Raw genomic sequence first — 25517 nt, forward strand, 5'->3', positions numbered from 1 at the left:
GGCATAAATCCCGTTTTCGGGCACTGGCATGCAATTTGCTCCCTTGTGAGGCAGGTTGCCTTGGTCGAGTATTCCGGCCCGGCATCACCCAAATTCAAGGGCTGCACAGGCAAGCTCTACCCCACCCGGAGGACACCATGTCGAAGTCGGTTCAACTCATCAAAGATCATGACGTTAAATGGATTGATCTGCGCTTCACTGACACCCGCGGCACCCAGCACCACGTCACCATGCCAGCCCGTGACGCGCTGGAAGACGACTTCTTCGAAGTCGGCAAGATGTTCGACGGTTCCTCCATCGCTGGCTGGAAAGGCATCGAAGCCTCCGACATGATCCTGATGCCGGTCGACGAAACCGCCGTCCTGGACCCGTTCACCGAAGAGCCGACCCTGATCCTGGTCTGCGACATCATCGAACCTTCGAGCATGCAAGGCTACGATCGCGACCCACGTGCGATCGCCAAGCGCGCCGAAGAGTACCTGAAGAGCACCGGCATCGGTGACACCGCCTTCGCAGGTCCGGAGCCTGAGTTCTTCATCTTCGACGAAGTGAAGTTCAAGTCCGACATCTCCGGCTCGATGTTCAAGATCTTCTCCGAGCAGGGCTCCTGGATGTCCGACCAGGACGTCGAAGGCGGCAACAAGGGCCACCGTCCAGGCGTCAAGGGCGGCTACTTCCCTGTTCCACCGTTCGACCACGACCACGAAATCCGTACCGCCATGTGCAACGCACTGGAAGAGATGGGCCAGACCGTCGAAGTCCACCACCACGAAGTGGCGACTGCCGGCCAGAACGAAATCGGCGTCAAGTTCAACACCCTGGTGAAGAAGGCCGACGAAGTCCAGACCCTGAAGTACGTCGTGCACAACGTTGCCGATGCCTACGGCCGCACCGCGACCTTCATGCCGAAGCCGCTGTACGGTGACAACGGCTCGGGCATGCACGTGCACATGTCGATCTGGAAAGAAGGCAAGAACACCTTCTCCGGCGAAGGCTATGCCGGCCTGTCCGACACCGCCCTGTACTTCATCGGCGGCATCATCAAGCACGGCAAGGCGCTGAACGGCTTCACCAACCCTTCGACCAACTCCTACAAGCGTCTGGTCCCAGGCTTCGAAGCCCCGGTCATGCTGGCCTACTCGGCTCGCAACCGTTCCGCCTCGATCCGCATTCCTTACGTCGGCAGCCCGAAAGCCCGCCGTATCGAAGCCCGCTTCCCGGATCCGGCTGCCAACCCGTACCTGGCCTTCGCTGCCCTGCTGATGGCCGGCCTGGACGGCATCCAGAACAAGATCCACCCAGGCGACGCAGCGGACAAGAACCTGTACGACCTGCCACCAGAAGAAGCCAAGGAAATCCCGCAAGTCTGCGGCAGCCTGAAAGAGGCCCTGGAAGAACTGGACAAAGGCCGTGCGTTCCTGACCAAGGGCGGCGTGTTCTCCGACGACTTCATCGATGCCTACATCGCTCTGAAATCCGAGGAAGAAATCAAGGTCCGTACCTTCGTACACCCACTGGAATACGACCTGTACTACAGCTGCTAATCCAGTGACGCACGCGCAAGCGGCGTAAGTACGTGAAAAGGCCTCCTTCGGGAGGCCTTTTTCTTACAGGCTTCAGCTCCAGAGCTGATAGTCCAGCGTTTCCCTCTCCACCATGCTGGTCCGCTCCCACTCAGCGAGACCCTGCCATGATCAAACGTCTCTTCCTTGTCGGTTCACTGGCCCTGATCGGCGCCTGCTCCAGTGCTCCCGCCACCAAGCCCGTCGATGCACAGCTCCTGCTGCGCACCAGCACCGCCTGGGACGGCTCGCCGTATCCCGACTACCCCGCAGGCAGCCCCGAACTCAGCCTGCTGAAGATCCGTATCGCTCCCGATACCTCCCTGGACTGGCATAGTCATCCTGCACCCAATGCTGGCTACCTGCTGGCGGGCGAGTTGCGCGTCGAAACCCGCGACGGTCGCGAAAAGCGCCTGCGCGCCGGCGAAGCCCTCGCGGAAGTCACCGGCGTAGTCCACCGCGGCCACGCCGGCAGCCGCGGCGCAGAGCTGGTCGTTTTCTATGCGGGTAGCCCGGGCCTGCCTCTTTCCGTGATCGCGGCGCAAGAGGAGCAGGCATTACCTGCACGTTGATCCCAGGCCAGCAACAAGCTTCAAGCGACAAGAAAAAGCAGTCGGCAGCACAGCTTTTTCTTGCGACTTGCAGCTTGAAACTTGGAATTAAGAAAAGGCCTCCCACGGGAGGCCTTTTTCGTACAAGCATCGGCGCTTCCACTGATGTGAAGTCTCTTCCCCTTCGCCCATGCTGGCCCGCTCACTCAAGCGAGGCTGCCCTATGCGATTTATCCTGTTACTCCCCCTTGTCGCCCTGATCGGATACAGCGCCCCATCAGTCGCTGGCGAACTGCTCTTTGACGACCTGACCCTCCACGAGGTCGCGCCTCCAGTCGACATACCACCGGAAGTGACCAGACTTATGCGCGTGATCGAGCAGCGAAACGACACCGCTCGCTTGGTGGCGATTTACAAATCGAAGGCTCGCTTGCCCCTCGAGGACCTCAAGCGTGAACAGGAAGTAATCGCCAGTGCCGTCGAGGCGGGCAAGCGTCATGGCTTGAGCGAGGACCGCGTGCGCACCTTCTTTGCCGATCAGATAAAAGCCAGCAAATTTGTCCAGTCCGCCGTCATGACCAACGGGCTATTCGAGAAGCTACCTGACCTCGCCCCCGGAGAAGATCTCGCTTCACTGCGTATCGTTCTCGACCAGATACAGGAAGAGCTGCTGTCCAGCCTCGCTGCCTTCGATAACGCCAACTACCGGGAGCGATGCCGCATCCTGGTTGGCACCGCACTGGAAAGCAAGAAAAGAGAAAAGGGATATCCGCTGATGATGATGGCCGCAACGGCCCAAGCCACCATCAGCCTGTGCAAAAGCGATTGAGTCCCGGTCAATGCTCTATATTGGTGCGCATAATCATGCGCACCTTCGAACTCCATCCCATTTTGGGTCACAAAATCTCCAGCAGCAGGGCTTTGTAGACTTTTTTCGGGCAAACCCAGGCGTATTACCGGGATTTCCGCTTCTTTTCGGAGCCTTGGTTTGCTTTTTGCATTTTCATCGGATCAGCGAATGACCAGCGTTCGCGCCCCTGGCCGGAGCCGGGTCCGACATGTGCCAAAAGAGGTCAAAGACGCCACATGACCATCAGCGATGCACTGCACCGATTACTACTGGACAACCTGACCACCGCTACCATCCTGCTCAACGCCGAACTGCGCCTTGAGTACATGAACCCGGCGGCGGAGATGCTGCTGGCGATCAGCGGCCAGCGTAGCCATGGCCAGTTCATCAGCGAACTCTTCACCGAGTCCAGCGAGGCCCTGAACTCGCTGCGCCAGGCGGTAGAGCACGCGCACCCCTTTACCAAGCGCGAGGCCCAGCTCACTTCGTTGACCGGGCAAAGCCTGACCGTCGACTACGCCGTTACGCCGATCCTCAGCAACGGGCGCACCCTGCTGCTGCTCGAAGTGCATCCCCGCGACCGTCTGCTGCGCATCACCAAGGAAGAGGCCCAGCTGTCCAAGCAGGAAACCACCAAGATGCTGGTGCGCGGCATGGCCCACGAGATCAAGAACCCGCTCGGCGGAATCCGCGGCGCCGCCCAGTTGCTGGCCCGCGAACTACCCGACGAAGGGCTCAAGGACTACACCAACGTCATCATCGAAGAGGCCGACCGCCTGCGTAACCTGGTAGACCGCATGCTCGGCTCGAACAAGCTGCCGATGCTGGCCCTGACCAACATCCACGAAGTGCTGGAACGGGTATGCAGCCTGGTCGAGGCGGAAAGCCAGGGTGGCATCACTTTGGTGCGCGACTACGACCCGAGCCTGCCGGACGTGCTGATCGACCGCGAACAGATGATCCAGGCGGTACTCAACATCGTCCGCAATGCCATGCAGGCCATCAGCGCGCAGAACGAACTGCGCCTGGGGCGCATCACCCTGCGCAGCCGGGCCATGCGCCAGTTCACCATCGGCCATGTGCGCCATCGCCTGGTGGCCAAGGTCGAGATCATCGACAACGGCCCCGGCATTCCTGCGGAACTGCAGGACACCCTCTTCTATCCCATGGTCAGCGGCCGCCCGGACGGTACCGGGCTGGGCCTGGCCATCACCCAGAACATCATCAGCCAGCACCAGGGCCTGATCGAGTGTGACAGCCACCCGGGCCACACCACCTTCTCGATCTTCCTGCCACTGGAACAAGGAGCCGCTTCCTCATGAGCCGTAGTGAAACTGTCTGGATCGTCGATGACGACCGCTCTATCCGCTGGGTCCTGGAAAAAGCCTTGCAACAGGAAGGCATGAATACCCAGAGCTTCGACAGTGCCGATGGCGTCATGAGCCGCCTGGCCCGCCAGCAGCCGGACGTGATCATCTCCGACATCCGCATGCCGGGCGCCAGTGGCCTCGACCTGCTGGCACAGATCCGCGAGCAGCACCCGCGCCTGCCGGTGATCATCATGACCGCACATTCCGACCTGGACAGCGCGGTGGCGTCCTACCAGGGCGGTGCATTCGAGTACCTGCCCAAGCCCTTCGACGTGGACGAAGCGGTGTCGCTGGTCAAGCGCGCCAACCAGCATGCCCAGGAACAACAGGGCATGGACGTCGCCCCGGCCCTGACCCGCACCCCGGAAATCATCGGCGAAGCGCCGGCGATGCAGGAGGTATTCCGTGCCATCGGGCGCCTGAGCCATTCCAACATCACCGTGCTGATCAACGGCGAATCCGGGACCGGCAAGGAGCTGGTGGCCCATGCCCTGCATCGCCACAGCCCACGCGCGAGCGCACCGTTCATCGCCCTGAACATGGCCGCGATTCCCAAGGACCTGATGGAATCCGAGCTGTTCGGCCACGAGAAAGGCGCCTTCACCGGCGCTGCCAACCTGCGCCGTGGCCGCTTCGAGCAGGCCGACGGCGGCACCCTGTTCCTCGACGAGATCGGCGACATGCCGGCCGACACCCAGACCCGCCTGCTGCGGGTTCTTGCCGACGGCGAGTTCTACCGGGTCGGCGGGCACACGCCGGTCAAGGTCGATGTGCGCATCATTGCAGCGACCCACCAGAACCTGGAAACGTTGGTACAGGCCGGCAAGTTCCGGGAAGACCTGTTCCACCGCCTCAACGTGATCCGCATCCATATTCCGCGCCTGGCCGATCGTCGCGAGGACATCCCGGCCCTGGCCCGTCACTTCCTCGGGCGCGCCGCCCAGGAACTGGCAGTGGAACCCAAGCTGCTCAAGCCGGAAACCGAGGAGTTCATCCGCAACCTTCCCTGGCCGGGCAACGTGCGCCAACTGGAGAATACCTGCCGCTGGATCACGGTCATGGCATCCGGCCGTGAAGTGCATGTCGGTGACCTGCCGCCGGAGCTGCTGAGCCTGCCACAGGACGCCGCCCCGGTAACCAACTGGGAACAGGCGCTGCGCCAGTGGGCGGACCAGGCGCTGTCGCGAGGCCAGTCGAGCCTGCTCGACAGCGCCGTGCCGAGCTTCGAGCGGATCATGATCGAGACCGCTCTCAAGCACACCGCCGGCCGCCGCCGGGATGCCGCCGTACTGCTGGGCTGGGGCCGCAATACCCTGACCCGGAAGATCAAGGAACTGGGCATGAAGGTGGACGGTGCCGACGATGGGGACGACGAAGAGTCCTGAACCGACGCAGCGAAATGATCGCGGGGCCGGCGCCTGACACGGAACATCGTGCCAGGCGCCGGCCCCGCGGTCGTTTCAGCCGGGGCACGGCGCGAATGCCCCATTCATGAACCGAAATTGCGCCGCGCGCACCGCCTGAAGGCAAAAATCATCAGCAATCTGCTGACAATCCCCCTGAATCTGCCCGAAACCCTTGATCCAAGGCGGTTTTGAAAAGTTGGCACAGCGCCTGCATTAGTACAGACATCTCCAGTTTTGGGGGCCTTGGTACAGGCAGGCCGGGGATTCCCCTCTTTTATTCGTGCAGTCTCACCTGCACACGCCAGCGGTCCTCCACTGACTCTCCCGCCCAGCGGGCCTGCAGTGGACGGGCCGCCACCAGGCTCAGCAACAGACCCTGATCGGTCTTGCGCAGCCGCCAGCTCACCGGCTTGTCGCCGAAGCTCAGCTGGCCCTTCCCCGCCTTTCCCTCCGCATCGAACAGCAGTGCCACGGTACCGTCGACGGTTTCGCCGTGCAGCCTGGGTTCCTCGTTGAACCAAAGGTCCAATCCGCCAGTAACCACTTCCACCTGTTCCAGCACCCGGGGCTCGGGCGCGGTCAGGCGGCCGATCATCAGGCCCACCAGCATGCCGAACAGGGCGAGGGAAAACAGGACCCGCGGCCAGGATTTCGAACGCGGGTCCGGCTCGTCGGGGGTAGAATGCGCGTCATCTTTATGCTCGGAGCCGTGCATGTTTCACGTGATCCTTTTTCAACCGGAAATTCCGCCCAATACCGGCAACATTATCAGGCTCTGCGCCAACAGCGGCTGCGACCTGCACCTGATCGAGCCGATCGGCTTCGAACTGGACGACAAGCGCCTGCGCCGGGCCGGCCTGGACTACCACGAGTACGCCACCCTGAAGCGCCATGCCGACCTCGCCTCGTGCCTGGAAAGCCTGGGCCAGCCGCGCTTGTTCGCCTTCACCACCAAGGGCTCGCAGCCCTTCCATGAAGTGGCGTTCGAGCCGGGCGATGCGTTTCTGTTCGGGCCGGAGAGCCGTGGCTTGCCGGCAGAAATACTGGATGCGCTGGAGAGCGGCCAGCGCCTGCGCCTGCCAATGCGCCCGGGGTGCCGCAGCCTGAACCTGTCCAACACCGTTGCCGTGGCCGTCTATGAGGCCTGGCGCCAGCAAGGTTTCGCCTGAAAGAGCATCGCTGGCAAGCCAGCTCCCACAGGGTTATGCGATCCCTGTGGGCTGGCTTGCCAGCGATGAGGCCCTCAACCCCACGACAAATCCCACCTGCATAAAAAAACGCCCCGAAGGGCGCTTTCTTGAACCACCATCGCTTACTGCAGCGAAGGCGCTTCGCCGGCTTCCTGCATGCGCTGCATTTCCTGCGCGTACAGGGCGTCGAAGTTGACAGGAGACAGCATCAGCGCCGGGAACGAACCGCGGGTGACCAGGCTGTCCAGTGCTTCGCGAGCGTACGGGAACAGGATGTTCGGGCAGAACGCGCCCAGGGTGTGGCTCATCGAGGCCGCATCCAGGTTCTTGATCAGGAAGATACCGGCCTGCTGGACTTCAGCGATGAAGGCCACTTCGTCACCGTTCTTCACGGTCACCGACAGGGTCAGGACAACCTCGTGGAAGTCGCCTTCCAGGCCTTTCTGCTTGGTGTTCAGGTCAAGGGAAACGCTCGGCTCCCACTGCTGACGGAAGATCGCCGGGCTTTTCGGCGCTTCGAACGACAGGTCACGCACGTAGATGCGCTGCAGGGAGAATTGCGGTGCGCTGTCTTCGGCAGCGCCGTTGTTTTGCTCGGTCATGACAGATCCTTCTTTGCAGGGTCTTTAGAGGGTTTGGGATTCACGCCTGGAGCAGGGCGTCGAGCTTGCCGGCGCGCTCCAGTGCATAAAGATCGTCGCAACCGCCGACGTGGGTTTCGCCGATCCAGATCTGCGGCACCGAGGTGCGCCCGGCCTTCCGGGTCATCTCTGCGCGAACCTGGGGCTTGCCGTCGACCTTGATCTCTTCGAAGGCAATGTTCTTGCTCGCCAGCAGTTGCTTGGCACGCATGCAGTACGGGCAGTAGTCGCTGGAATAGACGATGACCGGCTTCATGTCACTTCACCAGCGGCAGGTTGTCGGCTTTCCAACTGGACACACCGCCGGACAGCTTGGCAGCGGTGAAGCCGGCCTTGAGCAGGTCGCGGCAGATGGTGCCGGAATGCTGGCCCATGTTGTCGACGATGATCAGGGTCTTGCTGCCTTTGTGTTTTTCCAGCTCGCCGATGCGCGCTGCGAACTTGTCCTGCGGGATGTTGATCGCGCCAACGATGTGGCCTGCCGAGTAGTCCTTGCTGGGACGGATATCGATCACCACGGCCTTGTCGCCGTTGACCAGCGCGGTCAGCTCGCCGTTGCTCAGGCTGCGGCCGCCTTTGCGGGCTTCGTAGACGATCAGCAGAACCAGCAGAACCAGGAAAAGTGCAACCAGCAGGTAGTGATTTGTCGCGAATTCAATCAGATGAGCAACCATCGGAGGGTATTCCAGGTCATTAAAAATGGCGGCCAGTATACACAGCAGCAATGGGCCGCCAAAGCCTGCTGCGTGGGGTAAACGACAGTAATTCTCATCATGACGATACTGTCTGTCGGGACGACCGTCGCTCAAGGGACGCGGAATTCGTCAAGACTGGCCAATTTGCCCTAAAATGCGCACCTTTCTCATCTACAACCGTGAGTAGATTTTGATGACGAGCACGCCCAAGCCTTTGGTCCTGATCATCCTGGATGGTTTCGGTCACAGCGAAAGCCCCGAGTACAACGCCATCTTCGCCGCCAACACGCCGGTCTACGATCGCCTGCGCGCTACCCGGCCGCATGGCCTGATCTCCGGCTCCGGCATGGACGTCGGGCTGCCCGACGGGCAGATGGGCAACTCGGAAGTCGGCCACATGAACCTCGGCGCCGGCCGGGTCGTGTACCAGGACTTCACCCGCGTGACCAAGGCCATTCGCGACGGCGAGTTCTTCGAGAACCCGGTGCTGACCGGTGCCGTCGACAAAGCCGTGGGTGCCGGCAAGGCCGTGCACATCCTTGGCCTGCTCTCCGACGGTGGCGTGCACAGCCATCAGGATCACCTGGTGGCGATGGCCGAACTGGCCGCGCAGCGGGGTGCCGAGCGCATCTACCTGCACGCCTTCCTCGACGGCCGCGACACCCCGCCACGCAGCGCGCAATCGTCCATCGAACTGCTCGACGCCACCTTCGCCAAACTGGGCAAGGGCCGCATCGCCAGCATCATCGGCCGCTACTACGCAATGGACCGCGACAACCGCTGGGACCGCGTCAGCGCTGCCTACAACCTGATCGTCGACAGCATTGCCGACTACAGCGCCGACAGTGCCCTGGCCGGCCTCGAAGCCGCCTACGCCCGCGACGAGAGCGACGAATTCGTCAAGCCCACGCGCATCGGCGAAGCCGTGAAGGTCGAGGACGGCGACGCCGTGATCTTCATGAACTTCCGCGCCGACCGCGCCCGCGAGCTGTCCCGCGTGTTCGTCGAGCCGGACTTCAACGAATTCCCCCGTGCACGCCTGCCGAAGCTGGCGGCCTACATCGGCCTGACCCAGTACTCGGCGAAAATCCCGGCCCCGGCGGCCTTCGCCCCGGCCAGCCTGCACAACGTGCTTGGCGAGTACCTGGCCAACAACGGCAAGACCCAGCTGCGCATCGCCGAAACCGAGAAGTACGCCCACGTCACCTTCTTCTTCTCGGGCGGTCGCGAAGAGCCGTTCCCCGGCGAAGAACGCATCCTGATCCCGTCGCCGAAGGTCGCCACCTATGACCTGCAACCGGAAATGAGCGCGCCGGAAGTCACCGACCGCATCGTCGAGGCCATCGAGCAGCAGCGCTACGACGTGATCGTGGTCAACTACGCCAACGGCGACATGGTCGGCCATACCGGCGTGTTCTCGGCTGCGGTAAAGGCCGTCGAGGCCCTGGACGCCTGTATCGGTCGCATCACCGAGGCGCTGGACAAGGTCGGTGGCGAAGCACTGATCACCGCCGACCACGGTAACGTCGAGCAGATGGAAGACGAATCCACCGGCCAGGCGCACACGGCGCACACCACCGAGCCGGTGCCCTTCATCTATTACGGCAAGCGTGACCTGAAAGTCCGCGAGGGCGGCGTGCTGGCGGACGTGGCGCCGACCATGCTGACCCTGATGGGCATGGAGATTCCGGCGGAGATGACTGGTACCTCGATCCTCGTCAAAGCCTGATTTCGCCTGTTCCGGCCCCATCGCTGGCAAGCCAGCTCCCACAAGGTGAACCCTGTGGGAGCTGGCTTGCCAGCGATGGGGCCCGCAAGATCCCCGGAATTCCGGACAAACGCCCCCATGGGGCGTTTTTTTTGCCGCCAGCGGCGGGCATACTAGGCCGGTCTCCATCCCCTGGTTATCGCCATTCCATGCTTCGCGCCCTGATCCTCCTAGCCCTGACCTGCCTGCTCGGCCCGGCTTTCGCCGACGAGCGCGCGCAAACCCAGCAGCAACTGGACGCCACGCGCCAGGACATCGCCGAGCTGAAAAAGAAGCTCGGTGCGCTGCAGGAAGAAAAATCCGGCGTGCAGAAAGACCTGCGCAGCACCGAAACCGATATCGGCAAGCTCGAGAAGCAGGTAGAGGAGCTACAGAAAGAACTAAAAAAGACCGAGGGCGAACTGGAGCGCCTCGACACTGAAAAGAAGACTCTCCAGTCCGCCCGCATCGAACAGCAACGCCTGATCGCCATCCAGGCCCGCTCCGCCTATCAGAACAACGGTCGTGAGGAATACCTCAAGCTGCTGCTCAACCAGCAGAACCCGGAAAAGTTCGCCCGCACGCTCACCTATTACGATTACCTGAGCAAGGCTCGCCTGGAACAACTGCGCAGCTTCAACGAGACCCTGCGCCAGCTGGCCAACGTCGAGAAAGACATTGCCCAGCAGCAGGCCCAACTGCTGGTCCAGCAAGGCACCCTCGATGCCCAGCGCCAAGATCTGGAAAAGACCCGCGCCGAACGCCAGGAAATCCTCGCCAGGCTCAACAGCAACCTGAAGACCAACGACCAGAAGCTGGCTGCCCGCGAGCAGGAGCAGGCCGAGCTGGGGAAGGTGCTCAAGACCATCGAGGAAACCCTGGCGCGCCAGGCTCGCGAGGCCGAGGAAGCGCGCCAGCGCGCCCTTGCCGAGCAGGAAGCCGAGAAGAAACGCCAGCGCGAGGCCGCCCTCGCCGCCCGCGAATCGTCGCGCAGCACCCAGGACGACGAGCCGAAAAAGCCGCTGCGCACGCCCGGCCCGCTGGTGTCCAGCGACGGCGCGGTCTACGGCGGCGCATTTTCTGCAGCAAGGGGCAAACTTCCGTGGCCGGTCAATGGTCGATTGTTGGCGCGCTTCGGTGAAAGCCGCGGGGACGATGCCCGGGCCAAATGGGACGGGGTGATGATCAGCGCGTCGGCCGGCAGCCAGGTTCATGCGGTACACGGTGGCCGCGTGGTATTCGCCGACTGGTTGCGCGGGGCCGGACTTCTGGTCATTCTCGACCATGGTAACGGTTACCTCAGCCTCTACGGTCATAACCAGACCCTGCTCAAGGGCGCTGGCGACATCGTCAAGGCCGGCGAAGCGATCTCCACCGTTGGCAACAGCGGTGGCCAGAGCACGCCGGCGTTGTACTTCGCCATCCGCCAGCAGGGCCAGCCGACCGACCCGACGCAGTGGTGCCGCGGTCAAGGATAGGTTTACCTTTTTTCACGCGCCTGCCGCACAGCGCGGCGCGAGGCTCCTTTCGGGGCTCACACAGGATCAGGAGTTCGTTCGACATGCTGCATTCGCCTCGCCTTACCTCGCTGGCCCTGGCCGTCGCACTGGTCAGCGGCGCGTCACCGGCTTTCGCCGCCGAGCCGGCCAAGCCCGCGCCGGCGCTGGCGCCGACCACGGTCACCGGCAAGGCTCCGCTGCCGCTGGACGAGCTGCGCACCTTCGCCGAAGTCCTGGATCGGGTGAAAGCCGCCTACGTCGAGCCCGTGGATGACAAGACCCTGCTGGAAAACGCCATCAAGGGCATGCTCAGCAACCTCGACCCGCACTCCGCCTACCTCGGCCCGGAAGACTTCCAGGAACTGCAGGAAAGCACCAGCGGCGAATTCGGCGGCCTGGGTATCGAAGTCGGCCAGGAAGACGGCTTCGTCAAAGTCGTCTCGCCGATCGACGACACCCCGGCCTCCCGCGCCGGCATCGAGGCCGGCGACCTGATCGTCAAGATCAACGGCCAGCCGACCCGTGGCCAGACCATGACCGAAGCCGTGGACAAGATGCGCGGCAAGATCGGCGAGAAGATCACCCTGACCCTGGTCCGCGACGGCGGCAACCCGTTCGACGTGACCCTGGCCCGCGCCGTGATCCAGGTGAAGAGCGTGAAGAGCCAGTTGCTGGAATCCGGCTATGGCTACATCCGCATCACCCAGTTCCAGGTCAAGACCGGCGAAGAAGTCGGCAAGGCCCTGGCCAAACTGCGCAAGGACAACAACGGCAAGCTGCGCGGCATCGTTCTGGACCTGCGCAACAACCCGGGCGGCGTGCTGCAATCGGCGGTGGAAGTGGCCGACCACTTCCTGACCAAGGGCCTGATCGTCTACACCAAGGGCCGCATCGCCAACTCCGAGCTGCGCTTCTCCGCCGACCCGGCCGATGCCAGCGAAGGCGTACCGCTGGTGGTGCTGATCAACGGCGGCAGCGCCTCGGCCTCGGAGATTGTCGCCGGCGCCCTGCAGGACCAGAAACGTGGCGTGCTGATGGGTACCGACAGCTTCGGCAAGGGCTCGGTGCAGACCGTGCTGCCGCTGAACAACGACCGCGCCCTGAAGATCACCACTGCGCTGTACTACACCCCCAACGGCCGCTCGATCCAGGCCCAGGGCATCGTCCCGGACATCGAGGTGCGCCAGGCCAAGGTCACCAGCGAGCAGGACACCGAGAACTTCAAGGAAGCCGACCTGCAAGGCCACCTCGGCAATGGCAACGGCGGCGCCGACCGGCCGTCCGGCAGCAAGGCAGCGGGCAAGAAGGAACGTCCGCAAGACGGTGACTTCCAGCTCAGCCAGGCCCTCAGCCTGCTCAAGGGACTGAGCATCACCCGCGACAAGTGATGCAGGCGTTCTGTCTCGCCCTTCTCTGCCTGCTGGCCGGCGTCGCCCATGGTGCGCCGGCCCAGCAGCAGCGGGCCTACCTCAGCGTGATCATCGACGACCTCGGGCAGAATCCGGCCCGGGACTCACGCACCCTCGCCCTGCCCGGCCCGGTGACCATGGCGATCATGCCGGACACGCCCCACGCTACCGACTTCGCGCGCCAGGCGCACAAGGCCGGGCGCACGGTGATCCTGCACATGCCCATGGACCCGGCCACCGGCCCCTACGCCTGGCACCCCGGCACTCCGCTGCCGGAACTGGAACAGCGCCTGAACGCCGCGCTGGCGAAGGTTCCGTACGCTGCCGGGGTCAACAACCACATGGGCAGCCGCATGACCGCGCAGCCTGAGGCCATGGCCTGGCTGATGGGCGAGTTGCAGCGGCGTGAGCTGTTCTTCGTCGACAGCCGCACCAGCGCCGCTACCGTAGCGGCGGCCAAGGCCCAGGCGCTGGGTCTGGCGAGCCTGTCGCGGGATGTCTTCCTCGATGACGTGCGGACCCCCGAGGCCATTGCCGGGCAACTGCGCATTGCCGTGGAGCTGGCCCACAGGCAGGGCACCGCGGTGGTGATCGGCCACCCTTATCCACAGACCCTGGACGTGCTGGAGCGCGAACTGCCCAAGCTCAAGGCCCAGGGCATCGAACTGATCGGCCTGCGGCAGATGATCGGCGAACGTAGCAACCGCGCCATGCCCGCCCATGGCAAGGGCGGGATCTACAGGTAACGGGCGTAGGTGGCGTCGAGGAAGCCATCCTGGCGCATCTGTTCCAGGGCGTCCTGCAGGCGCTTCACCACCTCCTCCGGCACGCTCGGGTTGAGCGCCAGATACAGCTCGGTGCCATTGAAGCGCAACACCGTCCTGAAGTCGGTCATGCCTATCTGCCGGGCCAGGTAGCGGCCAGCCGGGTCGCCGGTGGCCCAGAGGTCGATCTCGCCGTTGGAGAGCTTCTTCGCATTGTCCTGGTCACGCAGCACCAATACCGGCTTCAACCCCTGCTGCTGCAGGTTCTCGGCGATGGCATCACCCTTGTAGGCACCGATGCGCAGGCCCTTGGCCTGTTGCAGGTTATCCAGCCGGATCCGGCTGCTGGCGGGGGCCAGCAACACCCAGTCATCCGGGCCCAGCGGGCCGACCCACTTGAACAGCTTCTCGCGCTCGGGCGAACGGGCAAGGACGAACACGCCATGGTTCGGCGTGTCCCGGGCCTGCTGGTAGACCCGGGTCCAGGGAAAGCGCAGGGTCATGCTGTAGGGGATGTCGGCGCGGCGGAACATCTCCCGCACCAGGTCGGCGGCGATGCCCTGGATATCCGCCTCGTGGGCGAAGCTCTTGCCGTCGCGGGACATGTTGTAGGGCGGGAAGTTTTCGGTCAGCAGGACCAGCGGCTCGCTGGCGTGGGCGGCGGTGGTCAGGGTGAGGAGGAAGAGGAGTCTGGCGAGCATTTGGTGGGACCTGAAGATTTTGGGCCTGCTTGCAGGCCTTCGCGGGCAAGCCACGCTCCTACAGGAGATCGCCTGCCTCTGTAGGAGCGTGGCTTGCCCGCGAAGGACCGCAAAGCGGTCCCAATTCACACGAAGTCAGCGCACAACGATCCCGCGCTGCGCCAAATAGGCCTTGGCCTCCGGCACGGTGTACTCGCCGAAGTGGAAGATGCTCGCCGCCAGCACGGCACTGGCGTGCCCTTCCAGGATCCCGTCGGCCAGATGCTGCAGGTTGCCCACGCCACCGGACGCGATCACCGGAATGCCCAGTGCGTCGCTGATCGCCCGGGTCACACCCAGGTCGAAGCCGCTCTTCATGCCGTCCTGGTCCATGCTGGTCAGGAGGATCTCGCCAGCACCCAGGCCTTCCATCTTCTTCGCCCACTCCACCGCATCCAGGCCGGTCGGCTTGCGCCCGCCGTGGGTGAAGATCTCCCAGCGCGGTTCTTCGCCCGGGCCGGAGACCTTCTTGGCGTCGATGGCCACAACGATGCACTGCGAACCGAAATGCGCCGCCGCTTCGCCGACGAACTCCGGATTGAACACCGCCGCGGTGTTGATCGACACCTTGTCGGCCCCGGCATTGAGCAGGTTGCGGATGTCCTGCACGGTGCGCACGCCACCGCCCACGGTCAGCGGGATGAACACCTGGCTGGCCATGCGCTCGACGGTGTGCAGCGTGGTGTCACGGCCATCGACGCTGGCGGTGATGTCGAGGAAGGTGATCTCGTCGGCACCCTGCTCGTCGTAGCGACGGGCAATTTCCACCGGGTCGCCGGCGTCACGGATGTTCTCGAACTTGACGCCCTTGACGACCCGGCCGTTATCCACGTCCAGGCAAGGGATGATGCGTTTGGCCAGGGCCATGGCGTTCTCCTCAGCCTTGGTAGCTGTCGCAGAAGGCCTGGGCCTCGGCGACGTCAAGGGTGCCTTCGTAGATGGCACGACCGGTGATGGCGCCGATGATGCCCGGTGCCCTGGCGTCCAGCAGGGCCTTGATGTCGCCCAGGTTGTGGATGCCGCCGGAGGCGATCACCGGGATCTTCGTGGCTTCGGCCAGGGCCTTGGTGAAGGGCACGTTGCAGCCCTGCATCATGCCGTCCTTGGCGATGTCGGTGTAGACGATCGCCGAGACGCCGTCGGCCTCGAAGCGCCTGGCCAGGTCGATGACCTGCACCGAGCTGACCTCGGCCCAGCCGTCGGTGGCGACGAAGCCGTCCTTGGCATCCAGGCCGACGATGACCTTGCCCGGGAAGGCCTTGCACGCCTCGGCGACGAATTCAGGCTGCTTGACCGCCTTGGTGCCGATGATCACGTAGCTGACGCCGGCCTTTACGTAGTGTTCGATGGTTTCCAGCGAGCGGATGCCGCCGCCGATCTGGATCGGCAGCTCCGGGTAGCGCCTGGCGATGGCGGTGACCACCTCGCCGTTGACCGGCTGGCCTTCGAAGGCGCCGTTCAGGTCGACCAGATGCAGACGACGGCAGCCACCTTCAACCCATTTGGCGGCCATGCTCACCGGGTCGTCGGAGAATACGGTGGAATCTTCCATGCGGCCCTGGCGCAGACGTACGCAGGCACCGTCCTTGAGATCGATAGCGGGGATAATCAGCATCTGGAAAACCTGTCTAATCGGTAAACGGTGAGCCCGGGAAGTCAGTTCTTCTCGAGCGCCCACAGGTCGACTTCAATGCTCTCGAAGCGCTCCTTGAGCTGCGTCTGAACATCGAAGATCGCCCGGTTGTAGTAGTGCGGCGCAATATCCCTGGCGAACAGCTCGAGCACCTCGGCCACTTCGAACGAGCCCAGTTGCAGCTCGAAACGGTCTTCGAGGAAGCGCTTGAGGGTGTCCAGCGCCTCGCGCTCCTGTTCGGGCGCGAGGGTGATGGCCGGGGTCTTGCTGCGCGAGCGGTTCATTACCAGCGTCCATCCCAGGCGGCGAAGTTCTGCAACAGTTGCAGGCCGTGGGTGTGGCTCTTTTCCGGGTGGAACTGGGTGGCGAAGCGCGAGCCTTCGGCCAGTACCGCAGCGAAATCGACGCCATAGTGACCGCGACCGACCACCTGGGACGGCTTGCCGGACTCGATGTAGTAGCTGTGCACGAAGTAGAAGCGCGCGCGGTCCGGGATATCGTGCCAGAGCGGGTGATCGATCACCTGGCTGACCTCGTTCCAGCCCATGTGCGGCACCTTCAGGTGCTCGCCGTCTTCATGCAGGTCCTTGCCGAACAGACGCACCTGGCCGGGGAACATGCCGATGCAGTCGACACCGTCGTTCTCCTCGCTGTGGTCCAGCAGGGCCTGCATGCCGACGCAGATACCGAGGAACGGGCGGTCCTGGCTGACTTCCTTGACCAGGCTGTCGAAGCCCAGGCGGCGGATCTCGGCCATGCAGTCGCGAATCGCGCCGACACCAGGGAAGACCACCCGGTCGGCTTCACGGATTACCGCAGCATCGCTGGTGATCAGCACCTTGCCGGCGCCGACGTGCTCCAGGGCCTTGGCCACCGAGTGCAGGTTGCCCATGCCATAGTCGATAACGGCGACGGTCTGCATTACAGGCATCCCTTGGTGGAAGGCATCTGCCCGGCCATCCGCTCGTCCAGCTCGACAGCCATGCGCAGCGCGCGACCGAAGGCCTTGAACACGGTCTCGATCTGGTGGTGGGTGTTATGCCCGCGCAGGTTGTCGATATGCAGCGTGACGTTGGCGTGGTTGACGAAGCCCTGGAAGAACTCCTGGAACAGGTCCACATCGAAACCGCCCACGGTGGCGCGGGTGTAGGGCACGTGCATCTGCAGGCCGGGACGGCCGGAGAAATCGATCACCACCCGCGACAGCGCTTCGTCCAGCGGCACGTAGGCGTGGCCGTAGCGACGGATGCCTTTCTTGTCGCCGATGGCCTGGCTGAACGCCTGGCCCAGGGTGATACCGACGTCTTCGACGGTATGGTGGTCGTCGATATGCAGGTCGCCCTTGCACTCGATGTCCAGATCGATCAATCCATGACGGGAAATCTGATCCAGCATGTGCTCCAGGAAAGGCACGCCGATATCGAATCGGGCCTTGCCAGTGCCATCCAGGTTGATCGAGGCTTTGATCTGGGTTTCCAGAGTATTGCGCTCGACGGACGCCTTACGTTCGACCATCACCAGCTCCGCAAATCATTGGGCGAAAAAGGCGGTCATTATAGGCGCAGAACGTCGCATCTTGAAACGAAGATGACGTGTGGTGTTGGGGTTTTGCGCCCGATTTTCGGGCTGATGGGGAATTCGGGGGCCCAATCGCTGGCAAGCCAGCTCCCACAGGGACCCTGTGGGAGCTGGCTTGCCAGCGATTGGGCCGCAAGAGCGACCCAAACCCCCGAATCAGTGGAACAGAACGGCCGTCTTCTGCAGCGTCGCCCACACACCCCAGGCCAGCGGAATGCCCACGGCCAGCCAGGCCGCGATCACCAGTGGCAGGGTGCCGTCGGCAGCTTTCCACTCCAGCACGGTGGTGTTGTCGGCGCCCTTGTCATGCCCCAGCGCCTGCTCGGCGGCCAGTTGTTCTTCGGTCATGAAGTACTTGTCGGCCACCGGACGCACCATCGCGTTGCAGATAAAGCCCAGCACCAGCAGGCCGGCGAGGATGTACAAGGTGATGTCGTAGGCCGCAGCCCGCTCCACGCCGATGCTCAGCTGGTACTCGCGCAGGTAGTTGACCAGCACCGGGCCGAGCACACCCGCCGCAGCCCAGGCCGTCAGCAGGCGACCATGGATCGCGCCGACCATCTGCGTGCCGAACAGGTCCGCCAGGTAGGCCGGCACGGTGGCGAAACCACCGCCGTACATCGACAGGATGATGCAGAACGCCGCCACGAACAGGGCGATGTTGCCCAGGTGGCCCATGTTCGGCACCAGCGCATACAGGGCGAAGCCCAGTGCGAAGAAGGCGAAGTAGGTGTTCTTGCGCCCGATGTAGTCGGAGAACGACGCCCAGAAGAAGCGCCCGCCGATGTTGAACAGGCTGAGCAGGCCGGTGAAGCCGGCGGCGATCGCGGCGATCTGCGCCAGTTGCCCGGCGTCCAGTTCGCTGAAGGTCAGGTTGTTGCCCAGCAGCTTGCCGGCGAACACTTCCTGCAGCAGTGGCGACGCCATGCCGAGGATACCGATACCAGCGGACACGTTCAGGCACAGGACCAGCCAGATCAGGGCGAACTGCGGGGTCTTCCAGGCCACGCTGACGTGCACGTGACGGTGGGTGATCATCGAGTTGCTGGCCTTCTTCGCCGGAGCAGTCCAGCCTTCGGGCTTCCAGCCGGTCGGCGGAACGCGGTACGACAATGCGCCGCCGATCATGAAGATGAAGTAGATCACCGCCATCACCACGAAGCTCTGCCACACGCCGACGCCTTCAGGGCTGGCGAAGTGATTCATCAGCGCTGCGGCCAATGGTGCACCGACCATCGCACCACCACCGAAGCCCATGATCGCCATGCCGGTGGCCATGCCGCGCTTGTCCGGGAACCACTTGATCAGGGTCGATACCGGCGAGATATAGCCCAGGCCCAGGCCGATACCACCGATCACCCCCGAGCCCAGCCACATCAGCCAGATCTGGTGGGTATACACGCCCAGCGCGGAAATCAGCAGGCCACCGCACCAGCACAGTGCCGAGACCACACCAGCCTTGCGCGGCCCGGCGTGTTCCAGCCAGCCGCCCCAGATAGCCGCCGAGCAGCCGAGGAAGATGAAGAACAGGGTGTAGATCCAGCCGAGCATGGAAATCGGCCAGTCGCAGGTCGAAGAGACCATCTGGGCGAAGAAGCCCATGTCCGGGGCGCAGGCCACCGGAGCGGTAATGCCGATCGCCTTCGACAGCGGCAGCCAGAACACCGAGAAGCCGTAGGCCATGCCGATGCACAGGTGGATGGCGAGCGCGGCCGGGGGTACCAGCCAGCGGTTGAAACCGGGTCGAGCGACGATGCGCTCCTTGGACAGGAAACCAGGCGCACTGGCGACGGCTCCCGCGGTGATGGTGCTCATTATTGTTTCCCTCGTAGATAGGTAGCCCCCGCAGGCCGAAACCGACGACCCCCGACTTTGGCGCACGCAGGCAACGAGTCGTTTTTTCGGGCAGCCGGCCCTGTCGCGACAATCCGTCGCAGCAAGACCCGGGAACGGCTGCAAGAGTAGCATTTAGCTAGCTAACAAAAACCAATCTGACATCATGGTTTTTGCTGTAACTGAGACTTTTTTCCGTGGAACCGCACGGTGCGGGAGTGTCAAACCGGCCATTCACGGCAATCGCAGTGGCGAAGGCCGCAAGGCTATACTCTGCGGCTGACTTTTCAGACATCGACTTCAAAGGACCCGCCCATGAAAGCGTTCGGCAAAATCCTGGGGCTGGTGGTTCTCGGGCTGTTGCTGATCGTGGTGGCCGGCGGCTTCGCCCTGACCCACCTCTTCGATCCCAACGACTATAAAGACGAGATCCGCCAACTGGCTCGCGACAAGGCTCATGTCGAGCTGACCCTGAACGGCGATATCGGCTGGAGCCTGTTCCCCTGGCTAGGCCTGGAGTTGCACGAGGCGAGCATTGCCACGTTGAACAAGCCGGCCGAGCCGATCGCCGACCTGCAGATGCTCGGCCTGTCGGTGCGCGTGCTGCCGCTGCTGCGCCGTGAAGTGCAGATGAGCGATGTGCGGGTCGAAGGCCTGAACCTGAACCTGGTCCGTGACGAAAGCGGCCACGGCAACTGGGAAGACATCGGCAAGCCGTTGCCAACCAAGGCCCCGGCCGGCAGCACCGGCGAAACCGCGCCGGCCACCACTGCGCCGGCCGAGGGCGAAAGCAAGCCGGCCGCCAGCGAGCGCCCGCTCAAGCTGGATATCGACAGCCTCACCGTCAACAACGCCCGGGTGCAGTACAACGACGTGCGCAGTGGCCAGAGCTTCAGTGCCGAGAGCATCCAGTTGAGCACCGAAGCCGTGCACGACGGCGTGAATATCCCGCTGAAACTCACCGCCTTCCTCGGTTCCGGCCAACCCGTGCTGCGCGCGCGCATCGAGCTGGCCGGCGAAGCCCGCTTCGACCGCGCACTGCGCCGCTATCAACTGGAAGATATGAAGCTGCACGGCGAACTCTCCGGCGAGCCGCTGCAACAGAAAAGCATGACGTTCTCGGCCCAGGGCCAATTGCTCGCCGACCTGGCGGCCAATGTCGCCGAATGGAACGGCCTGAAGCTTTCGGCCAACCAGTTGCGTGCCCTCGGCGAGCTGCACGTGCGTGACCTGAACAGCGAGCCGAAGGTCAGCGGCGGTATCTCCGTCGCCCAGTTCGACCTGCGCAAGTTCCTCGACAGCGTTGGCGTCGTCCTGCCGCCGATGAAGGACCCGACCACCCTCACCGGCGTCGAACTGGTCGGCCGCATCGAAGGCACGAAGAACAGCCTCGCCCTGGAAGACCTGGCGCTGAAGCTGGACGACAGCACCTTCACCGGTCGCCTCGCGGTGGAAGACTTCGCCAAACAGGCGCTGCGCATCCAGTTGAAGAACGACAGGTTCGATGCCGACCGCTACCTGCTGGCCAAAAGCGACGACGCGAAGAACGCCAATGCTGCACGCAAGGCCGAGGTTCAGAGCACGGAAGCCAGCGCCGTCGCCGGGCCGGGTACCTCGCCGCTGCCCGACGCACCGACCCAGGTCGCCTGGAGCAACGACAAGCTGTTGCCGGTGGACCGCCTGCGCGCCCTCGACCTGCAAGCCGACCTGAGTTTCGGCGTGCTCACCCTGGACCAGTTGCCGATCCAGAACGCCGAGCTCAAGGCCAGCGGCCAGGGTGGCCTGATTACCCTGCAAGCCCTGCGTGGCGGCCTTTACAACGGCACCTTCGATAGCCGTGGCACCCTCGACGTACGCCCGGCCGTGCCGCAGCTCGGCCTCACCGCGAAGATCAACCGGGTGCCGGTCGAGCATTTCATCAAGCACGACGGCAACACCCCGCCGGTGAAGGGCCTGCTCACTCTGGACAGCGACCTGACCGCCACCGGCAACAGCCAGAAAGCCCTGGTCGATACCCTCAACGGCAAGGCCAGCTTCGTTATCAACAACGGCGTGCTGGTCAACGCCAACCTCGAACAACAACTGTGCCAGGGCATCGCCACCCTCAACCGCAAGACCCTGAGCGGCGAGCCACGGGGCAAGGACACGCCGTTCGAAGAACTGAAAGGCAGCCTGGTGCTGAGCAACGGCGTGGCCAGCAACCCCGACCTGAGGGCGCGCATCCCTGGCCTGACCGTCAACGGCAATGGCGACATCGACCTGCGCGTGCTGGGCATGGACTACCGCGTCGGCGTCATCGTCGAAGGCGACACCCGCGAAATGCCGGACCCGGCCTGCCAGGTCAACCAGCGCTACGTCGGCCTGGAGTTCCCGCTGCGCTGCCGCGGGCCGCTGGAACTGGGCGCACGCGCCTGCCGCATCGACAAGGACGGCGTCGGCAAGCTGGCCGGCCAGGCGCTGGGCAACCGCATCAACGAAAAACTCGAAGAGAAGCTGGGCGACAAGGTGAGTCCCGAGCTGAAGGACGCACTGAAGGGCCTGTTCAAACGATGACCCCCGAGCAGTTTTCCACCGCGGTACTCGACTGGTTCGACCGCCACGGCCGCCACGACCTGCCCTGGCAACAGGGCATCACGCCCTACCGGGTGTGGGTCTCCGAGATCATGCTGCAGCAGACCCAGGTCAGCACCGTGCTCAATTACTTCGGACGCTTCATGGACGCCCTGCCGGATGTCCAGGCCCTGGCCGCGGCGCCTGAAGACGAAGTGCTGCACCTGTGGACCGGGCTCGGCTACTACACCCGCGCGCGCAATCTGCAGAAGGCCGCCAGGATCGTCGTCGAACAGTACGGTGGCGAATTCCCCCGCGACGTCGAAAAGCTCACCGATCTGCCCGGTATCGGCCTGTCCACCGCCGGCGCTATCGCCAGCATCAGCATGGGCCTGCGCGCGCCGATCCTCGACGGCAACGTCAAGCGCGTCCTGGCGCGCTATACCGCGCAGGAAGGCTATCCCGGCGAGCCCAAGGTGGCGAAGGCGCTGTGGGCAAGCGCCGAGCGCTTCACACCGCACCAGCGGGTCAACGACTACACCCAGGCGATGATGGATCTCGGCGCCACCCTCTGCACCCGCAGCAAGCCCAGTTGCCTGCTGTGTCCGCTGAAGCGTGGTTGCGAGGCCCACATGCTCGGCCAGGAGACGCGCTACCCGCTGCCCAAGCCGCGCAAGGCCCTGCCACAGAAACGCACGCTGATGCCGCTGCTGGCCAATGACGAAGGCGCCATCCTGCTTTATCGGCGCCCTTCCAGCGGCCTCTGGGGCGGGTTGTGGAGCCTGCCGGAACTGGACGACCTGGACGACCTGGAACACCTCGCCGACCAGCACCGCCTGAACATCGAGACCCGCCGCGAACTGACGGGCCTGACCCACACCTTCAGCCATTTCCAGCTGGCCATCGAGCCGTGGCTGGTGCGCGTCGGCCAGCACGGCGACCACGTGGCCGAGGCCGACTGGCTCTGGTATAACCTCGCCACCCCGCCGCGCCTGGGGCTCGCCGCCCCGGTGAAGAAGCTGCTCAAACGCGCGGCCGACGAATTGATTGCAGGAGACTCGCGATGACCCGCACCGTTATGTGCCGCAAGTACAAAGAACAACTGCCTGGCCTTGAGCGTCCGCCCTATCCGGGGCCAAAGGGCCTCGACATCTACGAGCACATCTCGCAGAAGGCCTGGGCCGACTGGCAGAAGGAGCAGACCATGCTCATCAACGAGAAGCGCCTGAACATGATGAACGCCGAGGACCGCAAGTTCATCCAGGGCGAAATGGACAAGTTCTTCTCCGGCGAGGAATTCGAAAAGGCCGAAGGCTACGTTCCACCTGCCCAGTGACCCCCGAAAACCGTAAGCGTCGGTATTAATTAAAAAAATTTTGAAATTGTTGTTGACGCAATCCTGAAAAACGCTTTTAATGCGCCCCGTTGCCCAGATAGCTCAGTCGGTAGAGCAGAGGATTGAAAATCCTCGTGTCGGCGGTTCGACTCCGTCTCTGGGCACCAAGACAACGCAAAGCCCCTGAATCGAAAGATTCAGGGGCTTTTTGTTTTGCCCGGGAAAAAACTACTTCACGGCCCTTGTGGGCGTCCGCCCAGCCTTCAGGCTGCGCTGTCGCGTAGAGAACAGTTCCAAAGCACGACGCGTACCCTGTGGGAGCGGGTTCACCCGCGATGGCGTCGGCGAATCCACTTACGTCATCGCGGGTGAACCCGCTCCCACAAGGGCCTTGCGCATTGACCACCATCAATACGCCATCACTCGATCTGTGTAAGTTGTGGAGCTGGACATTCGAAGGAACAGAAGGCCCTCCCCATGAGTGAAGAAACCCCCGTCCTGCCGCTCCCAGAGCCCGGGGTAATCCCGCATCACGTTACGCCTCCGCCAACCGCTACCCGCCCGCACCGTCGCCCACGCAAGCCCGCGCCGATCGTCGAGACCGGTGCAATCGCCGACAGCCCCACCGCCCTCGAAATCGCCCACGCACCCCACGGCACCAGCGAAGACAGCTCGTCGGCGAAGCTGCCGCACAACTACCCCTACAGCACCCGCATGCGCCGCGCCGAGTACGACAAGGCCAAGCACGCGCTGCAGATCGAGCTGCTGAAGGTGCAGAACTGGGTGAAGGAAACCGGCCAGCGCGTGGTCATCCTCTTCGAGGGCCGCGACGCGGCAGGCAAGGGCGGCACCATCAAGCGCTTCATGGAGCACCTCAACCCGCGTGGCGCGCGGATCGTCGCCCTGGAAAAGCCCTCGGAGCAGGAAAAGGGCCAGTGGTATTTCCAGCGCTATATCCAGCACCTGCCTACGGCGGGCGAAATGGTCTTCTTCGACCGCTCCTGGTACAACCGCGCCGGCGTCGAGCGGGTCATGGATTTCTGCTCGCCGCTGCAATACCTGGAATTCATGCGCCAGGCCCCGGAACTGGAGCGCATGCTGTGCAACAGCGGGATCCTGCTGTTCAAGTACTGGTTCTCGGTGAACCGCGAGGAACAGCTGCGCCGCTTCATCTCGCGCCGCGACGACCCGCTCAAGCACTGGAAACTCTCGCCCATCGACATCAAGTCGCTGGACAAGTGGGGCGAGTACACCGCGGCCAAGGAAGCCATGTTCTTCCACACAGACACTGCCGATGCGCCGTGGACGGTGATCAAGTCGGACGACAAGAAGCGCGCGCGGATCAACTGCATCCGCCACTTCCTCAACGCCCTCGATTACCCGGGCAAGGATTTCCGCGTCGCCCACGAACCCGACCCGCTGCTGGTGGGCCGCGCTTCGCGGGAAATCGAGGAAGACCTGCGTGACGAGGACGAAGTGGAGCTGCGTGGCCGGGTCAGCGCCCTGACGCTGCCGCGCTGACAGAACCTCACGCCGGTTCGGCCGGGTGACTGCCTGTCGCCCGTCGAGCTGGCGGCCCTCTCCCCGGCTTGGGTTTCCTGGTCAACTGCGTTTCAATACGCGTCTTTGACTGACTTCGCACCAAGGAACCCCCGATGGCCTCGAACACCAAGCAACAGAAACGCGCCAAGCGCGCCGCCGCCAAGGCCCGCGAAAACCGCATGGTGCGCAGCGGCCAGGCGGTCAAGAGCAGCGGAGAGGCTTCCAGCACCAGCGTCCAGCAGGTGTTCGACAAGGCCATGAACTCGGGCAGCTACAACACGATGTTCGAGAAAATGAAGACGGCCCAGGAAACCAGCCTGGAAGCGATGATCGCCGTGTTCATGGTCGATCCGCTGCTGACCCTTGTGCTCAAGGGCCACAGCGAAGACCACGCCACCGACTACATCTGCATGGTCTTCTGCGCCTATCGCAAATGGCTGGACGGCACCGAGGAAGCCGAGGCGATGGCCTGGCTGGAAAGCGAGGAGTTCCAGGACGCCTATGTGGCAGCCTCGGAGATGGTGTCCAAACAGAAGAAATTCGCCTGACTCACCCTGCCTTGGCAGACAACAAAAAACCCTGTGGGAGCTGGCTTGCCAGCTCCCACAGGGTCGGCGAGAT

Annotated in this window: 26 protein-coding genes and 1 tRNA gene; 16 read left to right on the forward strand and 11 right to left on the reverse strand. The window is 63.5% G+C overall.

What is annotated here, in order from left to right; translation table 11 throughout:
• The first annotated feature begins 137 nt into the window (after positions 1-137).
• From glnA to ntrC, 5 genes are all read left to right on the forward strand, one after another.
• Positions 138-1544: a type I glutamate--ammonia ligase gene (gene glnA, locus N7650_RS01580; RefSeq protein ID WP_009396117.1), complete on the forward strand. Its 1407-nt coding sequence runs from the start codon at positions 138-140 to the stop codon at positions 1542-1544.
• Between the two features lie 146 nt (positions 1545-1690).
• The gene (locus N7650_RS01585) at positions 1691-2134 is read left to right on the forward strand and encodes a cupin domain-containing protein (RefSeq protein ID WP_009396116.1); all 444 of its coding nucleotides are present in this window, start codon (positions 1691-1693) and stop codon (positions 2132-2134) included.
• Positions 2135-2336: 202 nt separating this feature from the next.
• The gene (gene aroQ / locus N7650_RS01590) at positions 2337-2942 is read left to right on the forward strand and encodes a gamma subclass chorismate mutase AroQ (protein ID WP_279896746.1); all 606 of its coding nucleotides are present in this window, start codon (positions 2337-2339) and stop codon (positions 2940-2942) included.
• A gap of 257 nt (positions 2943-3199) precedes the next feature.
• Positions 3200-4285, forward strand: a complete 1086-nt coding sequence (gene glnL, locus N7650_RS01595; RefSeq protein WP_009396106.1) for a nitrogen regulation protein NR(II) — start codon at positions 3200-3202, stop codon at positions 4283-4285.
• Positions 4282-5718 carry a nitrogen regulation protein NR(I) gene (gene ntrC / locus N7650_RS01600; protein ID WP_009396104.1) on the forward strand — a complete coding sequence of 479 codons (1437 nt, stop codon included), beginning with the start codon at positions 4282-4284 and terminating at the stop codon, positions 5716-5718. Before glnL ends, ntrC begins: the two co-directional genes overlap by 4 nt.
• A 295-nt stretch (positions 5719-6013) precedes the next feature.
• Here the strand turns inward: ntrC and N7650_RS01605 are convergent, their stop codons facing one another.
• On the reverse strand, positions 6014-6454 hold the full coding sequence (locus tag N7650_RS01605; protein WP_009396102.1) for a hypothetical protein: 441 nt from the start codon (positions 6452-6454) through the stop codon (positions 6014-6016).
• Between N7650_RS01605 and trmL the strand changes: the two genes are divergently transcribed.
• Positions 6453-6908 carry a tRNA (uridine(34)/cytosine(34)/5-carboxymethylaminomethyluridine(34)-2'-O)-methyltransferase TrmL gene (gene trmL / locus N7650_RS01610; protein WP_279896750.1) on the forward strand — a complete coding sequence of 152 codons (456 nt, stop codon included), beginning with the start codon at positions 6453-6455 and terminating at the stop codon, positions 6906-6908. The genes N7650_RS01605 and trmL overlap by 2 nt on opposite strands.
• Before the next feature lie 143 nt (positions 6909-7051).
• Here trmL and secB read toward each other — a convergent pair whose 3' ends face one another.
• Genes secB through N7650_RS01625 form a run of 3 tightly spaced genes read right to left on the reverse strand, consistent with a single transcriptional unit; the run spans position 7052 to position 8244 of the window.
• Positions 7052-7531, reverse strand: a complete 480-nt coding sequence (secB, locus tag N7650_RS01615) for a protein-export chaperone SecB (RefSeq protein ID WP_009396097.1) — start codon at positions 7529-7531, stop codon at positions 7052-7054.
• A 40-nt stretch (positions 7532-7571) separates the two neighbouring features.
• Positions 7572-7826: a glutaredoxin 3 gene (gene grxC, locus N7650_RS01620; RefSeq protein WP_009396096.1), complete on the reverse strand. Its 255-nt coding sequence runs from the start codon at positions 7824-7826 to the stop codon at positions 7572-7574.
• 1 nt (position 7827) lies between these two features.
• Positions 7828-8244, reverse strand: coding sequence for a rhodanese-like domain-containing protein (locus N7650_RS01625; protein WP_009396095.1), 417 nt, complete (start codon positions 8242-8244; stop codon positions 7828-7830).
• Between the two features lie 214 nt (positions 8245-8458).
• On the opposite strand from N7650_RS01625, the gene gpmI reads away from it, so the two are divergent.
• From gpmI to N7650_RS01645, 4 genes are all read left to right on the forward strand, one after another.
• Positions 8459-9994 (forward strand): 2,3-bisphosphoglycerate-independent phosphoglycerate mutase, encoded by a 1536-nt coding sequence (gpmI, locus tag N7650_RS01630; protein WP_279896751.1) that lies wholly within the window; start codon positions 8459-8461, stop codon positions 9992-9994.
• 188 nt (positions 9995-10182) lie between these two features.
• Positions 10183-11490 carry a murein hydrolase activator EnvC gene (locus N7650_RS01635; RefSeq protein WP_279896752.1) on the forward strand — a complete coding sequence of 436 codons (1308 nt, stop codon included), beginning with the start codon at positions 10183-10185 and terminating at the stop codon, positions 11488-11490.
• 83 nt (positions 11491-11573) lie between these two features.
• On the forward strand, positions 11574-12899 hold the full coding sequence (locus N7650_RS01640; RefSeq protein WP_064302629.1) for a S41 family peptidase: 1326 nt from the start codon (positions 11574-11576) through the stop codon (positions 12897-12899).
• Complete coding sequence (locus tag N7650_RS01645; protein ID WP_009396087.1) at positions 12899-13666, forward strand: divergent polysaccharide deacetylase family protein; 768 nt, start codon at positions 12899-12901, stop codon at positions 13664-13666. Before N7650_RS01640 ends, N7650_RS01645 begins: the two co-directional genes overlap by 1 nt.
• On the opposite strand, the gene N7650_RS01650 is transcribed toward N7650_RS01645, so the two are convergent.
• From N7650_RS01650 to N7650_RS01680, 7 genes are all read right to left on the reverse strand, one after another.
• Entirely contained in the window at positions 13657-14385 is a 729-nt protein-coding gene (locus N7650_RS01650) for a transporter substrate-binding domain-containing protein (protein ID WP_279896754.1), read from the reverse strand. The genes N7650_RS01645 and N7650_RS01650 overlap by 10 nt on opposite strands.
• A gap of 135 nt (positions 14386-14520) precedes the next feature.
• Positions 14521-15291 carry an imidazole glycerol phosphate synthase subunit HisF gene (gene hisF, locus N7650_RS01655; RefSeq protein WP_279896755.1) on the reverse strand — a complete coding sequence of 257 codons (771 nt, stop codon included), beginning with the start codon at positions 15289-15291 and terminating at the stop codon, positions 14521-14523.
• Between the two features lie 10 nt (positions 15292-15301).
• Complete coding sequence (hisA, locus tag N7650_RS01660) at positions 15302-16039, reverse strand: 1-(5-phosphoribosyl)-5-[(5-phosphoribosylamino)methylideneamino]imidazole-4-carboxamide isomerase (RefSeq protein WP_064302632.1); 738 nt, start codon at positions 16037-16039, stop codon at positions 15302-15304.
• Between the two features lie 41 nt (positions 16040-16080).
• Entirely contained in the window at positions 16081-16341 is a 261-nt protein-coding gene (locus N7650_RS01665; RefSeq protein WP_009396079.1) for a DUF2164 domain-containing protein, read from the reverse strand.
• Positions 16341-16979 (reverse strand): imidazole glycerol phosphate synthase subunit HisH, encoded by a 639-nt coding sequence (hisH, locus tag N7650_RS01670; RefSeq protein WP_064302633.1) that lies wholly within the window; start codon positions 16977-16979, stop codon positions 16341-16343. The genes N7650_RS01665 and hisH overlap by 1 nt, the downstream gene beginning before the upstream one ends.
• A complete protein-coding gene (hisB, locus tag N7650_RS01675) occupies positions 16979-17572 on the reverse strand; it encodes an imidazoleglycerol-phosphate dehydratase HisB (RefSeq protein ID WP_009396076.1) in 594 nt (197 codons plus the stop codon). Before hisB ends, hisH begins: the two co-directional genes overlap by 1 nt.
• Positions 17573-17791: 219 nt before the next feature.
• Positions 17792-19450 carry an OFA family MFS transporter gene (locus N7650_RS01680; RefSeq protein ID WP_279896760.1) on the reverse strand — a complete coding sequence of 553 codons (1659 nt, stop codon included), beginning with the start codon at positions 19448-19450 and terminating at the stop codon, positions 17792-17794.
• 333 nt (positions 19451-19783) lie between these two features.
• On the opposite strand from N7650_RS01680, the gene N7650_RS01685 reads away from it, so the two are divergent.
• The 6 genes from N7650_RS01685 (at position 19784) to N7650_RS01710 (ending at position 25444) form a co-directional block, all read left to right on the forward strand.
• Positions 19784-22021: an AsmA family protein gene (locus tag N7650_RS01685; RefSeq protein WP_279896761.1), complete on the forward strand. Its 2238-nt coding sequence runs from the start codon at positions 19784-19786 to the stop codon at positions 22019-22021.
• On the forward strand, positions 22018-23085 hold the full coding sequence (gene mutY, locus N7650_RS01690) for an A/G-specific adenine glycosylase (RefSeq protein ID WP_009396073.1): 1068 nt from the start codon (positions 22018-22020) through the stop codon (positions 23083-23085). The genes N7650_RS01685 and mutY overlap by 4 nt, the downstream gene beginning before the upstream one ends.
• A complete protein-coding gene (locus N7650_RS01695) occupies positions 23082-23354 on the forward strand; it encodes an oxidative damage protection protein (RefSeq protein WP_009396072.1) in 273 nt (90 codons plus the stop codon). The genes mutY and N7650_RS01695 overlap by 4 nt, the downstream gene beginning before the upstream one ends.
• A 91-nt stretch (positions 23355-23445) precedes the next feature.
• Positions 23446-23521 (forward strand) — tRNA-Phe (locus N7650_RS01700).
• Positions 23522-23831: 310 nt separating this feature from the next.
• Complete coding sequence (gene ppk2, locus N7650_RS01705; RefSeq protein WP_279896763.1) at positions 23832-24875, forward strand: polyphosphate kinase 2; 1044 nt, start codon at positions 23832-23834, stop codon at positions 24873-24875.
• Positions 24876-25009: 134 nt separating this feature from the next.
• On the forward strand, positions 25010-25444 hold the full coding sequence (locus tag N7650_RS01710) for a hypothetical protein (protein WP_279896765.1): 435 nt from the start codon (positions 25010-25012) through the stop codon (positions 25442-25444).
• Positions 25445-25517: the final 73 nt, after the last annotated feature.

The sequence above is a fragment of the Pseudomonas sp. GD04058 genome (assembly GCF_029836855.1).
GTDB classification, from domain to species: domain Bacteria; phylum Pseudomonadota; class Gammaproteobacteria; order Pseudomonadales; family Pseudomonadaceae; genus Aquipseudomonas; species Aquipseudomonas bharatica.

Coding starts and splice junctions, on each gene's coding strand:
- hisH (WP_064302633.1), bottom strand. CDS start 16,979: ATGCAGACCGTCGCCGTTATCGACTATGGCATGGGCAACCTGCACTCG.
- N7650_RS01710 (WP_279896765.1), top strand. CDS start 25,010: ATGGCCTCGAACACCAAGCAACAGAAACGCGCCAAGCGCGCCGCCGCC.
- mutY (WP_009396073.1), top strand. CDS start 22,018: ATGACCCCCGAGCAGTTTTCCACCGCGGTACTCGACTGGTTCGACCGC.
- N7650_RS01605 (WP_009396102.1), bottom strand. CDS start 6,454: ATGCACGGCTCCGAGCATAAAGATGACGCGCATTCTACCCCCGACGAG.
- hisF (WP_279896755.1), bottom strand. CDS start 15,291: ATGGCCCTGGCCAAACGCATCATCCCTTGCCTGGACGTGGATAACGGC.
- hisB (WP_009396076.1), bottom strand. CDS start 17,572: ATGGTCGAACGTAAGGCGTCCGTCGAGCGCAATACTCTGGAAACCCAG.
- N7650_RS01635 (WP_279896752.1), top strand. CDS start 10,183: ATGCTTCGCGCCCTGATCCTCCTAGCCCTGACCTGCCTGCTCGGCCCG.
- N7650_RS01695 (WP_009396072.1), top strand. CDS start 23,082: ATGACCCGCACCGTTATGTGCCGCAAGTACAAAGAACAACTGCCTGGC.
- N7650_RS01585 (WP_009396116.1), top strand. CDS start 1,691: ATGATCAAACGTCTCTTCCTTGTCGGTTCACTGGCCCTGATCGGCGCC.
- N7650_RS01645 (WP_009396087.1), top strand. CDS start 12,899: ATGCAGGCGTTCTGTCTCGCCCTTCTCTGCCTGCTGGCCGGCGTCGCC.
- ntrC (WP_009396104.1), top strand. CDS start 4,282: ATGAGCCGTAGTGAAACTGTCTGGATCGTCGATGACGACCGCTCTATC.
- aroQ (WP_279896746.1), top strand. CDS start 2,337: ATGCGATTTATCCTGTTACTCCCCCTTGTCGCCCTGATCGGATACAGC.
- N7650_RS01685 (WP_279896761.1), top strand. CDS start 19,784: ATGAAAGCGTTCGGCAAAATCCTGGGGCTGGTGGTTCTCGGGCTGTTG.
- glnL (WP_009396106.1), top strand. CDS start 3,200: ATGACCATCAGCGATGCACTGCACCGATTACTACTGGACAACCTGACC.
- trmL (WP_279896750.1), top strand. CDS start 6,453: ATGTTTCACGTGATCCTTTTTCAACCGGAAATTCCGCCCAATACCGGC.
- grxC (WP_009396096.1), bottom strand. CDS start 7,826: ATGAAGCCGGTCATCGTCTATTCCAGCGACTACTGCCCGTACTGCATG.
- gpmI (WP_279896751.1), top strand. CDS start 8,459: ATGACGAGCACGCCCAAGCCTTTGGTCCTGATCATCCTGGATGGTTTC.
- N7650_RS01680 (WP_279896760.1), bottom strand. CDS start 19,450: ATGAGCACCATCACCGCGGGAGCCGTCGCCAGTGCGCCTGGTTTCCTG.
- N7650_RS01625 (WP_009396095.1), bottom strand. CDS start 8,244: ATGGTTGCTCATCTGATTGAATTCGCGACAAATCACTACCTGCTGGTT.
- N7650_RS01640 (WP_064302629.1), top strand. CDS start 11,574: ATGCTGCATTCGCCTCGCCTTACCTCGCTGGCCCTGGCCGTCGCACTG.
- ppk2 (WP_279896763.1), top strand. CDS start 23,832: ATGAGTGAAGAAACCCCCGTCCTGCCGCTCCCAGAGCCCGGGGTAATC.
- secB (WP_009396097.1), bottom strand. CDS start 7,531: ATGACCGAGCAAAACAACGGCGCTGCCGAAGACAGCGCACCGCAATTC.
- N7650_RS01665 (WP_009396079.1), bottom strand. CDS start 16,341: ATGAACCGCTCGCGCAGCAAGACCCCGGCCATCACCCTCGCGCCCGAA.
- hisA (WP_064302632.1), bottom strand. CDS start 16,039: ATGCTGATTATCCCCGCTATCGATCTCAAGGACGGTGCCTGCGTACGT.
- glnA (WP_009396117.1), top strand. CDS start 138: ATGTCGAAGTCGGTTCAACTCATCAAAGATCATGACGTTAAATGGATT.
- N7650_RS01650 (WP_279896754.1), bottom strand. CDS start 14,385: ATGCTCGCCAGACTCCTCTTCCTCCTCACCCTGACCACCGCCGCCCAC.